The organism is Coriobacterium glomerans PW2, assembly GCF_000195315.1.
Lineage (GTDB): Bacteria > Actinomycetota > Coriobacteriia > Coriobacteriales > Coriobacteriaceae > Coriobacterium > Coriobacterium glomerans.
Genome location: NC_015389.1, coordinates 21349 through 34766, shown reverse-complemented (window position 1 = coordinate 34766; position 13418 = coordinate 21349). Strand labels below are relative to the sequence as shown.

At 71.3% G+C, this 13418-nt stretch carries 10 protein-coding genes; 1 reads left to right on the top strand and 9 read right to left on the bottom strand.

Annotated elements, in window-relative coordinates; genetic code table 11:
- Positions 1-70 precede the first annotated feature (70 nt).
- The 6 genes from CORGL_RS10000 to CORGL_RS00140 all read right to left on the bottom strand — a co-directional run bounded on the left by CORGL_RS10000 (position 71) and on the right by CORGL_RS00140 (position 6936).
- Positions 71-448 carry a DUF4176 domain-containing protein gene (locus CORGL_RS10000; RefSeq protein WP_013707901.1) on the bottom strand — a complete coding sequence of 126 codons (378 nt, stop codon included), beginning with the start codon at positions 446-448 and terminating at the stop codon, positions 71-73.
- The gene (locus tag CORGL_RS09870; protein WP_013707900.1) at positions 388-756 is read right to left on the bottom strand and encodes a hypothetical protein; all 369 of its coding nucleotides are present in this window, start codon (positions 754-756) and stop codon (positions 388-390) included. The genes CORGL_RS10000 and CORGL_RS09870 overlap by 61 nt, the downstream gene beginning before the upstream one ends.
- Positions 753-1589, bottom strand: coding sequence for a hypothetical protein (locus tag CORGL_RS00160; protein ID WP_013707899.1), 837 nt, complete (start codon positions 1587-1589; stop codon positions 753-755). The genes CORGL_RS09870 and CORGL_RS00160 overlap by 4 nt, the downstream gene beginning before the upstream one ends.
- Entirely contained in the window at positions 1586-1927 is a 342-nt protein-coding gene (locus tag CORGL_RS00155) for a hypothetical protein (RefSeq protein ID WP_013707898.1), read from the bottom strand. The genes CORGL_RS00160 and CORGL_RS00155 overlap by 4 nt, the downstream gene beginning before the upstream one ends.
- Before the next feature lie 80 nt (positions 1928-2007).
- On the bottom strand, positions 2008-3066 hold the full coding sequence (locus CORGL_RS00150) for a hypothetical protein (RefSeq protein ID WP_013707897.1): 1059 nt from the start codon (positions 3064-3066) through the stop codon (positions 2008-2010).
- A gap of 849 nt (positions 3067-3915) precedes the next feature.
- Positions 3916-6936, bottom strand: a complete 3021-nt coding sequence (locus tag CORGL_RS00140; protein ID WP_172633496.1) for a hypothetical protein — start codon at positions 6934-6936, stop codon at positions 3916-3918.
- Positions 6937-7438: 502 nt separating this feature from the next.
- Between CORGL_RS00140 and CORGL_RS00130 the strand changes: the two genes are divergently transcribed.
- Complete coding sequence (locus CORGL_RS00130) at positions 7439-8071, top strand: hypothetical protein (RefSeq protein ID WP_013707895.1); 633 nt, start codon at positions 7439-7441, stop codon at positions 8069-8071.
- Between the two features lie 98 nt (positions 8072-8169).
- Here CORGL_RS00130 and CORGL_RS00125 read toward each other — a convergent pair whose 3' ends face one another.
- From CORGL_RS00125 to CORGL_RS00110, 3 genes are all read right to left on the bottom strand, one after another.
- Positions 8170-9132, bottom strand: a complete 963-nt coding sequence (locus tag CORGL_RS00125; protein ID WP_013707894.1) for a hypothetical protein — start codon at positions 9130-9132, stop codon at positions 8170-8172.
- 33 nt (positions 9133-9165) lie between these two features.
- Positions 9166-10125, bottom strand: coding sequence for a hypothetical protein (locus tag CORGL_RS00120; RefSeq protein WP_013707893.1), 960 nt, complete (start codon positions 10123-10125; stop codon positions 9166-9168).
- Positions 10126-10590: 465 nt separating this feature from the next.
- Complete coding sequence (locus tag CORGL_RS00110; protein WP_013707892.1) at positions 10591-13302, bottom strand: hypothetical protein; 2712 nt, start codon at positions 13300-13302, stop codon at positions 10591-10593.
- Between the last annotated feature and the right edge of the window lie 116 nt (positions 13303-13418).

Genomic DNA, 13418 nt, shown 5'->3' with positions numbered 1-13418 from the left:
GACGAGCATCTCGGCGCGGCCGAGCAGATCCTCGCCCTCGAGGTCCGGCGATCGGAAGACGGTCGAGCGGTCATATCCCTCGATCGTCTTCGGCGAGCGAGGCGCGCGCCTCCCGAGCAGCGCCGCGCTCGCGGGCGGCTCGCGGCTCGCGCAAGCTGTCTCGAGACAGCGGGCCAGGTACTCGACCTGCTTGGGCGTCTCCAGGCGCGACCACTCCCTCAGCACCGAGTCGATCCAGTCCGCGTGCTCCGTCTGCGCCGGCGGCGAAGCTCTCCTTCATTTTCGCAAGTTCCTCCTCGTGCTCTGCCATGTCCCCCAGGAACCGCTCGGCGTCCAAGCCGAGATGCCCCACGTACAGAAGCTGTTCGATATCGTCCCGATCGAACATCATGACCGAATCCCGGCCGGCCCATCCCTGTGGATATGGCAGCGCCCCGTAGTCGCGCATGACACGTGTATCCGCGTCGCCGTGCATGACAGGGCCGAGCGCGGCCGACCGGCGGCCGCGCCCAGCAGCCTGTCGGGGTCCAGATCGCGATCGAGCATCGCGCAGGCGGCCATCGCCGCGCGGGCGGCCGGGCCCATGACGAGGATGAGGCCGATCATCTGCATGAGGACGGCCAGCTCGATCGCGAAGGCGAGCCGCTCGATCGCGAATCCGGCCGGAGACGCCGCCGCCAGGATGAGCGAGACGAGCGAGAAGGCCCTCAGCGCCCACTCGAGCGCGAGGACCGCGCGGAACCTTCGCGTGATCATGACGAGCCCCCCTCTCCTCGCGAGGCCCCGTCCCCGCCGGGAAACGTGATGTCCAGGTCATCCATGATCTCGCGGATGGTGAAGCCCCCGAAATCGAAGTCCGACCTCGCTTTCAGCGCGCCGATGACGTCGAGGTCGTCGTAGTACCAGCAGTAGTAGGTGACCTTCTTGTAGGTGTAGCTCACCACGCCGTCGGGGCGCTTGCCCAGTATCGTCATCTCCCCGACGCGCGGGTCCTTCGAGGCTCCGAACCACTGCAGCCCGCAGGCGGGATCCGGACAGTTGTCGAAAAACGACTCCTCGATGTCGTAGCCGGCCTTCGCCTCCGGGGTCGGGTAGCGGTACTTCTTCTCCATGGTCGTGTCGACGCAGCTGAACAAGCGCGCCTCGGTCGGGGCCGCGTAGCGACCGTCCCGTCGCCGCATGCGGGTGACGGCGAAGACGAGCATCTTCCCTTCGCGATCCGGAGAGCAGAAGTAGAGGATGGATGCCTGCGAGTCGTTCTCGCGCACCAGCAGCGGCTCGGAGACGAAGCTCGCCTCGCAAAGCAGATCGGAGGCGCGCAGGGCATCCGAGGGGGTGGCGTAGGTGCGCTCGCGCTCCGGGTCGGGCTGCTGCCGCCCGCGGTCGTCCCGCGTGATGCCGATCCCGATCGACATGGGAAGATCCGTGGCATCGATGGGCTTCACGGTCAAGTAGACCGCCAAAGCCGCAAGCAGCGCCAAGACCACCAGGCAGACCGAGCAGCCGATCCTGCGCGCGCGCCGGCGACCGGGGCGGCGCGGGCGACCGGGCGCGGCACCAACATGAAGGAGGTGAATCCGCGCGTTCATGAAGCGCACACCTGAAGCTGCGCGAAATACTTCTGCACAAGATCCTTGCAGCCAGAGAGAGTGTCTAAAGGCTCTGGCAAACCCATTGACTGTAGTTTCATCGCAAGCTGGTCCAGATCAGAAGCACCTGCTGTGAGCGCTGAGCCAATCAACTCGGATAGACCGGTGCCGATCTCCGCGCCTCCAAGGTTATCGAGTATTACGGAAAGGTAGCTGCCGTCCTTCGGATAGGCGATACTCGGTGAAACACCAAACAACCAACCCCATGGCAGTTTTAAGCCGAGATTGACAGGGAATCCAGTATCGACGGATTTGCTCCCTTTTTTCTCGCGACTCATCACGAACACTCCACCTCCAGAATGAGTGAATTCCTTGTAATGTCACCGCAGGGTCCCGGGGCGGGGGGTCCGACCCGGCCTCACAGCCCGACCTCCAGCAGGAGCGGGCGGCGGTAGGGCGACAGGCCGGCCGCCGCCGCGCAGGGCGCCGCGAGACGGGCGCGCGCCTCGGCGGCCCAGGGCGTGGTGCCGCCGCGCTCGGCCACGAAGCGCCAGCCGCGCAGGGCCTCCTCGCGAAGGGCCCCCGCGTCCGCGTCCGGCGCGGCCCGCTCGCAGAAGCCGCCGGAGAGCTCGTCGAGCAGCAGCGCCTCGGCGCGGCGCAGGGAGACCTCCCGAGACGGGCCGAGGCCCCCGGCCGACAGCTCCGAGCGCACCCAGGCCAGGCGCGCCGCGGGGGTGCCGGCGCGCTCGGCGCGCGCGGCGCGGGCGAGGCTCTCGAGCGTCAGGGTCGCGCCGCGCCGCCACCCCCGCGGCGCGCGGCGGGCTCCCAGCAGCGCCCGGGTCGACTCGATCGCCATGCGCAGGGAGCGCGCGTCGCCGAGGGCCTCGGCCGGGGCGATCTCCGAGGCCGCGCACGCCAGCCGCAGCCTCGTCGCGCACAGGGCCGCGCGCAGGTCCCGGATGTCGGCGAGCTCCCGCTCCGCCTCGGCGCGCCCGCCCTCCCAGGCGAGCGCGAGCGCCCTGAGGCCCTGGATCCCCGGCGATTGGAATCTCCGCCAGTCGGCGGCGGTGAGCCCGGCGGTCGCCTCGAGCAGCGCGGCCGGATCGCAGGAGCGCGTCATCGCCGCCTGGACGCGGCGCAACGAGATGGACAGGCGGACGAGGTTGAGCGCCATCGAGAGGAAGATGACGGACCAGATCCAGAACGAGAGATCGATCACGGCGCTCGGCGGAACGAGGGGGATGACCAGGACGGTGGCCGCCAGGACGCAGAACTCCGCGAGAAAAGCCGCCGTCGCGCGGGCCGTGAAGGCGTCGAACGCGCGCCCGAGGGAGGAGGCGCCCGTCGCGCGGAAGCCGATCCTGCCGGCGAGGCGGGCCAGGGAGGCCGAGAGGCTCTCCGGTCCCACGCCGAGGGCGAGCGAGGTGGCGGCGACGGGATCGGGGCGCGGCGCGGCGAGCGCCGGCGAGATCGGCACTCGGACGGGGTAGTCGCCGTCGCCCGCGAAGCAGCGCCGCTGCCCGGCGAGCGCCGATCGGGCCTGCCCGGCGAGGCCGGAGAGGCCCCCCTGCCCCCTCGGCGATCGCGCGCTCCGCCCGCGCGGCGCCCTCGGCGTCGCCGGCGCGCTCCGATGCGGCGGCCAGACCCCTGAGCGCGAGCAGCCGTCCCAGCGCGGTGCGGTCGGTGTCCGCGGCGCGGCGGTAGAGCGCCGCCAGCCGAGCCCAGTCGCCGGCGGCGACCAGCTCTCGGAGCCGCGAGCGACCCCGCAGGACCGATCCGACGCAGGCCCGCGCGGGCGCCGGCTCGCGCGGGCCTGGCGCGGCGGCCGCCAGCGCCGACCAGAGCCGCTCGGCGCGCGGCGCGTCCAGCGCGACCGAGGCGGCGTGGTAGCCCAGCGCGGCGGCGGTCGCCCTGGTCTGGCGCAGCAGCGAGCGGGCCGCGGCCCGCTCGAGCAGATCGAGCTCGGCGGCGGCCTCGGAGGCGCGGCCGGTGAGCGCCAGGGCCAGCGCGCGGCGGTGCGCCACGTGCAGCCAGGGCAGCGCGCAGCAGCACAGGGCCGCGCGCGGCCGACCGGCGGTCTCGGCCAGCAGCCTGTCGGGGTCCAGATCGCGATCGAGCATCGCGCAGGCGGCCATCGCCGCGCGGGCGGCCGGGCCCATGACGAGGATGAGGCCGATCATCTGCATGAGGACGGCCAGCTCGATCGCGAAGGCGAGTCGCTCGATCGCGAATCCGGCCGGAGACGCCGCCACCAGGATGAGCGAGACGAGCGAGAAGGCCCTCAGCGCCCACTCGAGCGCGAGGATCGCGCGGAACCTTCGTGTGATCATGACGAGCCCCCCTCGCCTCGCGTGGCTCCGTCGCCGCCGGGAAACGTGATGTCCAGGTCCTTCATGATCCGCCGGACGGCGAATCGGTCGAAATGGAAGTCCGACCTCGCTTTCAGCGCGCCGATGACGTCGAGGTCGTCATAGTACCAGCAGTAGTAGGTGGCCTTCTTGTAGGTGCAGCTCACCACGCCGTCGGGGCGCCTTCCGAGGACGGTCATCTCCCCGACGCGCGGGTCCTTCGAGGCTCCGAACCACTGCAGCCCGCAGGCGGGGTCCGGATCGTTGTCGATGAAGGATTTCTCGATGTCGTAGCCGGCCTTCGCCTCCGGGGTCGGGAAGCGGTACCTCTTGTCCATGGCCGTGTCGACGCAGCTGAACGAGGGCGCCTCGGTCGGAGCCGCGTAGCGACCGTCCCGTCGCCGCATGCGGGCGACGGCGAAGACGAGCGTCTTCCCTTCGCGATCCGGGGAGATGAAGTAGAGGACGGATGCCTGCGAGTCGTTCTCGCGCACCAGCAGCGGATCGGAGACGAAGCTCGCCTCGCAGAGCAGCCCGGTGGCGCGCAGGGCCTCCGAGGGGGTGGCGTAGGTGCGCTCGTGACCCTGGTCGGTCTGCTGCCGCCCGCGGTCGCCCCGCGTGATGCCGATCCCGGTCGGTATGAGCAGATCCGTGGCATCGACGGATGCCATGATCGGGGTGCCCACCATGGGCACGAGCAGCATCGTCAAGACAACCAGGCAGACCGAGCAGCCGATCCTGCGCGCGCGCCGGCGGCGGGAACGCGGCGAGCGACCGGGCGCGGCGCGGCGCGGCGACCGGGCCTCGAGCTCGACCTCCAGCAGGAGCGGGCGGCGGTAGGGCGACAGGCCGGCCGCCGCCGCGCAGGGCGCCGCGAGACGGGCGCGCGCCTCGGCGGCCCAGGGCGTGGTGCCGCCGCGCTCGGCCACGAAGCGCCAGCCGCGCAGGGCCTCCTCGCGAAGGGCCCCCGCGTCCGCGTCCGGCGCGGCCCGCTCGCAGAAGCCGCCGGAGAGCTCGTCGAGCAGCAGCGCCTCGGCGCGGCGCAGGGAGACCTCATCAAACCGGCTGAGGCCCCACTCCGAAAGCTCCGAGCGCACGCGGACCAGACGCGCGTCCGGGGTGCCTGCGCGCTCGGCGAGCGCGGCGCGAGAGAGGCTCTCGAGCATCAGGGTCGCCGCGCGCCGGGCGTCAAGGGAGCCGCGGTTGGCCGCGAGCAGCTCTCGGAGCGCGAGGAGGGCCCGTGCGGCGGCGGGCGCGTCATCGAGGTCCAGAGATGCCCGGAGCTGAGAGAACGCGGCCAGGATCCGCTGCGTCGGGCTGGCCGCGACGGCGCGCAGCGCGCACAGCTCGCCCAGCGTGACGTCCGCCTCGCGGTCGCGACCGGCCCAATGGAGCGCGGCGGCGCGCAGAGCCAGGAGCGGCCCCGGCCCCGATTGTCCGCGCCGAGCGCCTCCGATCACCTCGCTCCGCTCGAGAAGCAACGCTGGGTCGCAATCTCTTGTCAGCGCTCTCATGCACCCCCTGTAGGCGCGCGAGAGCCAGACCGCCGCGGCGAGCGCGAGGGCCACACAGGCGAGCAGCGGGGCTGCCGGCGGGCCAGCATACCCCTGGCCCTGCCGCCCCGCCAGAAGGACGACGGCATCCGCGCTCCACTCGATGCAGGCCACTCCGAAGCAGAGAGCCTCCGCCGCGCGCAGAGCGCGCTGCGCGCGGCCGATCGAGCTCGCGTCCGTCGCGGCGGAGCAGCCGCGCAGGGAGCGTGACCCGAGCGCTCGTTCGAAGCAGCCGAAGCCGAGGACGGGCGCGATCTCGGCGTCCGCCTCACATGCGGGTCGCGCGCAGGGCGCGGGGCATGCCGAGGGGTCGGGGTAGTCGCCGTCGCCGACGAAGCAGCGCCGCTGCCCGGCGAGCGCCGATCGCGCCTCCTCGGCGAGGCCGGAGAGGCCCCCGGCTCCCTCGGCGATCTCGCGCAGCGCCCGCGCGGCGGCCTCGGCGTCGCCGGCGCGCTGCGATGCGGCGGCCAGCCCCCTGAGCGCGAGCAGCCGGTCCAGGGGCGTCGGGTCGGCGCGGGCGGCGCGGGCGAACTCCGCGGCGACCCTCGGCCAGTCGCCGGCGGCGATAAGCGCGCGCAGGGCGGATCGGCCCCTCATCACGGCCGCGGCGACCGCGGTCGCCGGGCGAGCATCGTCATCGGGCAGGATGGAGACCAGCGCCGACCAGAGCCGCTCGGCGCGCGGCGCGTCCAGCGCGACCGAGGCGGCGTGGTAGCCCAGCGCGGCGGCGGTGCCTCTCACGAGGCGCGATGCGCGGGAGGCGGCCGCGCGCTCGAGCAGATCCAGCTCGGAGGCGGCCTCGGCGGCGCGCCCGGTGAGCGCCAGGGCCAGCGCGCGGTGATGCGCGACGTGCAGCCAGGGCAGCGCGCCCCGGCTCCGGCGGAGACCGGGCCGGCGGGAGGTCCTCTCGAGCAGGCCCTCGGGGTCCAGGTCGCGATCGAGCATCGCGCACGCCGCGAGCGCATCGCGGGCGGCCAGACCACGGACGAGCAGGCAAGGCACCATGAGATCGAGCGCGACGGCGAGAACCGCAGACCTGGCGGCCTCGGGCGTGAATCCGCTTCGAGGGCGCGGCGAGCCCCCCGAGCGCGCCGCCGATCCGCCGTCGCGCCCCGGCTCGGCGGTCCCGTGCTCGAGCGCCTCTGCGGTAGGCGCCGATCTCTTCGCGTAGATCGTCTCGGGACCAAACAAGGTGATGGTCTCCACCACGAAGCCGAGCACCATAAAGGAAGCCATGAAGCCGAGCAGCGCCGCCCGGATCCGAATGCTGCGGCGCAGAGGACCCGCGCCCACGCCGAGGAGCGACTCCAGCCTCCTCACGAAAAGGCGGACCGGGATAATCGTGGTGCAACCAAAGACGATCAGGCTATTCCTGTTGCGCGGGACGAGGGCGCACGCCGCCACGGCACCCGCGACCAAAAGGCAGACGAGAACCCTCCCGACCAAGATGGACGCGGGTATTCTGCGATCACGAATCTTCGGGCCCGGGCCGTCCGGTCCTTGCATATCGGCGCGCCCGAGCCGGGGCGCGGGGGCGGATGTCCCACCCGGCCTCACAGCGCGGCCTCCGGCGGCAGCGAGCGGCGGCAGGACGAGAGCGGACGTGACCTGAGGGCCCGCTCGAGCGCGGGAGTCGCGCGGAGCATTCGTGTGATCATGATTCTCCCTCTTACTCGCATTCCGCGAATCCAGCCGGCATCGGGTCGGTCGGGCACGCCTCGTCCCACCCCCCCCCGGTCTGACTCCTCGTCGCAGAGTATAGCGCAATCCTTCAATACAAAGCGATATGGGACGCGAGTCGGAGCGATTCGGGCACCCGAGTTCGCTCCGAGGACAGAGCCCGATGCCCTCCCGTCGAGAACGTCGCTGCTCGCACCCTCTACGGGCGCGCCATGCTATCCTGATGGGATCCGCTGCCCCGCCGGGGCCGTCTGCGAGGGGAGATGCCATGATGGAGCTGCCGGTCTCGTTCGAATGCCGTCTGGGCGAGGAGGACTTCTACCGCTACCACGGGATACGCGAGGGCGCCCGCGCCCGACCGCTGTTCGCCGGCATGACCGGCTGGATGATCCTCACCGGCTTCATCGGGTTGGGACAGGGTCCCGTGCAAGCCTTCGGGATGTGGTCCCTGAGCCTGCTGTTCTTGATTCCGGCGGCGATGGGACGGTTCCCCACCGTGCGCGCCGGTCGGGCCGCTCAGGTCAGATCCTATCTCTTGACCCACGGGGCGCGCCCCGGGGAGGCGACCTGCCGGCAGGTCGTCGAGATCGGACCGCAGGGTGTCACCGTCCGCTGCGGGGCCGACGGAGCCCCCGACGATCGTCTCGCGACGATACCGGGGCCCTGGAGGCGCTGGCGGCGAGCCGTGGCCTCGCGCGGCTCGGTCACCGTGCTGAGCGCAGCGGGACAGGCTGGTGCGTTGCGCGACCTCGCGGGCGTCGGCTATCTGCTGCGCGGAGCGGGCCCGGACTCCTACGAGGACGTCTACATACCCGCTCGCGCACTCGGGGGCGCCTCCGCCCGACGTCTGGCCAGAGAGCTGAACCGCATGATCGAGCGCGGGAGACGGGGAGAGATCTGAGTGAGGCCTCGCACAAGATCGATCACAGCGGCGCCGACTTGGATAGGCGCGCGTCCTCTTTCCGCTTCGCCTCTTGCCAGAGCTGTCGCTGATCCATCTCAGTCCTCCTCCGGGTAGTCGCAGAACCCGAGCACGTTGTCCATCAGAGGCTCGTCTGCCGCGAGGAAGTCGAAGCCCTTATAGCGGCAGGCGTCGCGAAGCTCGGGGTGCTTGGACCAGTCATCGGGGAAATCGGGCAGCGGCGAGCAGCCGAAGAAGATTACGAAGCCTTTCTGAGGATAGACCACCGAGAACCTCGATCGAGACTTGCCCGATTCTGGCACAGGCATGCGACAAGGCAGGTTCTTCGGCAGCTCGCAGCCGACGATCCGGTAGGCGTACATACTGATACCCGACGGTCCCCTGAAGCCGCGTCTGCGCGAGAGCACGAGATCGACCAGGGGGGCCGGGTCCACCCCGTGCGCCTCGCAGTATGCCCGCGCCGCCCGCTCGCCGCCGCGCAGAGCATGGTCGAACTCCTCATCTTTTCGCTTGAAGCCGCCGTGAATCTCGTGCTGGGACCATTTCGAGGGCAGGTACCTGCCCTCCAGCCTGAAGACGCGCTCGAAGATCACCGGCCACCAGGATCGGTCCGGACCGAACGGCACGAGTCTGAAGCCCCCGTGCGCGCGCACCACCGCCGTCGCTCTGGACCACGTTTCATCCACCGAGACCACACACGAGCGGACGTCGCGGGTGGTGTCCATATCGACCAGGTCGCCGTCGCCGACGAAGGAGCCCAGCGAGCGGAGCGGAGCGAGCGCCTCGGCCAGCTCGGGGCACGGCTCGCCGGAGCGGTCCATGAGGCCGGCGGGGGCCAGCCGCTCGATCAGCGCTTCGCGCCAGGGACCGAGGCCGTGGCTTTTGTAGAAACGCATATTGATGTTCATCTGATGAGCCGCGAACATGCCCAGCTCGAAGCCACCGTCCATGAGGGTGAAGACCTCTTGGGGGGTGAACACGGCGGTCTGCAGCGTCAGGGGCTCCTCCTCGCGGGGCCTCAGGAAGAAGAACGGGTCCATGCGCGGTCCTCTCTATCAGATCCTCTCGCCATCTCAGTCTCCCTCCGGGTAGTCGCAGAATGTGAGCACGGTGTCCATGAGGGTCATGCCCTCGCCGATGAAGTCGAAGCCCCCGAAGCGGCTGCCGCTCTTGAACTCCGAGTGCTTCACCCAGTCCTCGGGATAGCCCCGGCGCGGGGCGCAGCCGTTGAACATGATGAAGCCCTTCTCGGGAAGGATCCCCGATACCTTCGATTTGGGCCAGCCGCCGACGGGATGGGGGAGCACATAGCCGAGACCCTCGAGAAACGAGCAGTCCGTCAGGTTCATCGCCGTGAGCGTCCTCATGGTCAGCCCCCCAAACGGGTTGTGGAAGGCGCGGCCCAGGTCCGCCAGGGGCTCGGGGTCGACACCCTTCTCCAGCGCGTACTCGCGCGCGGTGCGCTCTCCGCCGATCAGATGATCGGCGAGCGATTCGTCGTCCAGGCGAAAGTCGCCTTCGATGTAGTGCTGGGTCCACATGGAGTTCTGGAAGGAGCGCTCGAGACCGAAGACGCGCTCGAAGCGCGCCGGCCAGGAGGCGCGATCCGGCCCGAAGGGGACCAGCCGGTAGCCCCCGCGGGCCCGCGCGATACCGGTGACTCGCTCCCCGGCCGCGTCGACGCACACCGCCACGGTCCTGCGGTCGATCGGATGGCGTTCCGTGATGTAGTCACCGTCCATCACGACGCTGCCCGGCGGGGACAGCGGGGACAGCGCCCAGGCCAGCTCGGGGCACGGCGCCCCCGACTCGTCGACCAGACCGGTTGGTGCCCAGCGCTCGATGAGCGCGGAGCGCCAGGGGCCGATGCCGCGGTCCTCGAAGACATGCATGTCGACGCTGCCGTGCGAGGCCGCGAAGCACCCCAGGTCGAAGCCGCCGAGCAGCGCGAAGAGGTCCGTCGAGGAGAACACGGCGGTCGAGACCGTGGGCGGCCCGGTCCGTCTCGGGCGCATGAGGGAAAACGGATTCATATGATGTCCTCTCCGAGCCCGGGTCCGGCGGCGGGCCCGCTCCGTCCAAGTATACGCGACGGCGCGCGCTCCCGGACGGACTGCCACCACTCAATCGGGCATCTTCTCCAGGATGCGTACCGCTCTCCGAGATTCCATGGAGGACATGCGATCGAGCGTCGAACGAGGACGTCTGCGGTCGCGCCGATGCATGCGATCGCTCGGCCGCAGCCGGAGATCATGTGCATCGATAGAAGGATGCCGGCAGATGAACTCCCTCTTCGATATCTCGCCCGCGTATTCGATCACGGCATCGTCGCGGGGATCTCCCTCTCTCGAGCGCGACCGTTAGGTATCGAGGACCCGCGCGCGACGATCGGCTCGCTGCGGAGGCATCTCAGAAGATGTGCATGGCTCCATCCGCCTCTGACGGATGCATGGATCGGATCGCTCATCGGGTGCGAGGCGATGCCCCCCCTCCGCGGCTCAGCGGTCGCGCGGGAAGGTGATCTTGAGGTCGCGCACGATCTGGCCGACGGTGAAGTTGTCGAAGCTGAAGTCGCGCCTGGACCTCAGCGCTCCGATCACGTCGAGGTCGTCGTAGTACCAGCAGTAGTAGTCCGTTCCCTCGTAGGTGTGGCGCACCACGCCGTCCGGACGGCGTCCGAGCACCGTCATCTCGCCGACGCGGGGGTCCGCGGAGGCTCCGAACCACTGCAGGCCGACCGCCGGGGTCGGCGTGTTGTCGAAGAAGCCGTTGACTATGTCGTTACCCGCCTTCGCCTCCGGCGTCGGGTAGCGGTCTGTGCCCCCCATGGCCGTGTCCACGTAGCTGAACGAGGTCGCGCCCTTCGGGAGGACGTAGCGGCCGTCGCGGCGCTCCATCCGCACCACGTTGAACTCCCGCCACCGGCCGTCCTTGTCCGACGCTACGAAGAACATGACCGAGGCGCGCGTGTCGTCCTCGCGCAGCACCAGCGGATCGGAGACGAATCTGTCCTCGGAGAACAGGCCGCTGGCGCGCAGCGCCTCGGCCGGCGTGGCGTAGGTCCGGCGGTCGACCCCGTCGGTCGCCGGCGGGCCGCCGCCCGTGGCGGTTCTGATCCCGATCGATATGTTCCTGTCCGTCGCGTCCGACGGCGTCACGAGCACGCGGATCGTCAGCGCAACGGGCAAGGCGAGGAGCAGCAGCAAGACTCCGCATCCGATCCTGCAGCCCAATCTGCGGCGAGGGTGCGATGCCGCAGGAACCCGCCGGTCCCGGGACCGAGTCGTGGTCGCGCGCACCGAGCCGACCGGATTGGATGTCCAGACCTCCAGCAGGAGGGGCCGACGGTACGGCCGCAGCCCGGCCGCAGCCGCGGAGGGGGCGGCGAGCCGGGCGCGCGCCTCGGCGACCCAGGGCGTGGTGCCGCCGCGCTCGGCCACGAATGCCCAGTCGCGCAGGGCCTCGGCGAGCGGGACGGCCGCGTCGGGACGGCCGGCGTCGGCCTCCCCGCCCTCGCTGAAGCCGCCGGCCAGCTCGTCGAGCAGCAGCGCCTCAGCACGGCGCAGAGAGACCTCCTGGAGCGGCGACAGGCGCCGGCCGGCCAGCTCGCCTCGCGCCCATGCCAGGCGGGCCTCGATGGTACCGATGCACTCGGCGGCGGCGGCTCGGGACAGACCCTCCATCACGCTGCGCGCCATCAGCCGCGCCGTCAGAGGGGCGTCGGCGCTGCCGAGCAGCACCTCGGTCGAGCGCATCGCCTCGAGCATCGACCCGACGTCTCCGGTCGCCTCGGACGGCTGGATCTCGCAGACGGAGCAGATCAGTCGGCCCCGCGTCGAGCGCATGAAGAACCGCATGTCCTGCAGGTCGCGCAGGACCGCGGCGCCCTCCTCGCCCCGGCCCATCCAGGCCAGCACCGTCCCCCGAAACGACATCGCGATCGGGGCGGGGAGCCTCTGCCAGCTGGCGGATCCCATATCCTCGGTCTCCGCAAGCAGCGCCGCGGGGTCGCAGGAGCGCGTGAGCATCGCCGTGAGCCGACGTCCGTAGAGGACGATGAGCAAGCGATGGAGCAGCGCGGCTGCGAGCACCGCGAAGATCGCCCAGCCCGCCGCGCCGGCGGGAGAAACGAGCTCGACCACCACGTAGGCGACGACCGCCGCGCATGCCAAGACGTTGAGCGCGACTCCGCTCGCGACAAGGGCGTCGCAGGTCCGCGCGCACCGAGAGCGCCCGCCCGACCAGCAGCCCGCCATCGCGCCGCAGGCCCGCAGAGCGCGCTCGAACCCGTCGAGGCCTATCCCCAGCGATGCCGAAGAGGGCACCGGCTCGTCGGGGCGCGGCGGCGCGGTCACGGCCGAGATCGCAGCCGGGACGGGGTAGTCCCCGTCGCCGGAGAAACCCGCCGGGCCGCCGGCCAGCGCAGCTCGCGCCTGATCCGCGAGCCCGGTGAGCCCCCCGGCAGCCTCGGCGATCTCGCGCCAGGTGAGCGCGGCGCCGGCCGCGTCGCCTGAGCGCTCCAGGCTCACGGCCAGACCACGCAGCCCGAGCAGCCGACCCAGCGCGGTGCGGTCGGTATCCGCGGCCCGCCGCTGCAGGGCCGCGAGCTCCCCCCAGCGGCCGGCGGCGACCAGCGCGCGGATCCGGGAGCGCCCCTGGAGCAGCGCATCGGCGAACGGGCGGCGGGGGATCAGCGGATCGCGCCCGCACCGAAGCGACCCCGCCAGCGTCGACCAGAGCCGCTCGGCGCGCTCGGCGTCCAGCGCGACCGAGGCCGCGTGATAGCCCAGGGCCGCCGCGGCGGCCCTGCACGAGCGCGTGGGAGCGCGGAGCGCGACGCGCTCGAGCAGATCGAGCTCCCGGTCGGCTCCGGCGACGTCTCCGGTGAGCGCCAGGGCCAGCGCGCGGCGATGCGCGACGTGCAGCCAGCTCCACATGCAAAGGGACGGGTGCATCCCGCGGGGCTTCGCCGTCTCGGCCAGCAGCCGGGCAGGGTCCAGATCGCGGTCCAGGATCGCGCAGGCCGACAGGGCGCAGCGGGCGCTCAGCGCGTCGACGAGCGTGAGAGCGATCATCGGTAGAACGACCGCTCCGATGATGAGCAGATCGAGCCTGGGCGCGAAGAAGAGCGTCGCCGCGAGCAGTGCCAGCCAGCCCGCCTCCAGTGTCCGTTCCAGCACCAGCGCCCCGCGAAAGCCGCGTGATATCATGGCCTTTCCTTTCTCGGCGGCGAGGTGGCGCCAGCCTGTCTGATCGTACGAGCGCCCCGCCAAGGGGACCGAAACGAACCGGTCATCTGACTCGACAGCCCTGAAAAGCTCCCGCC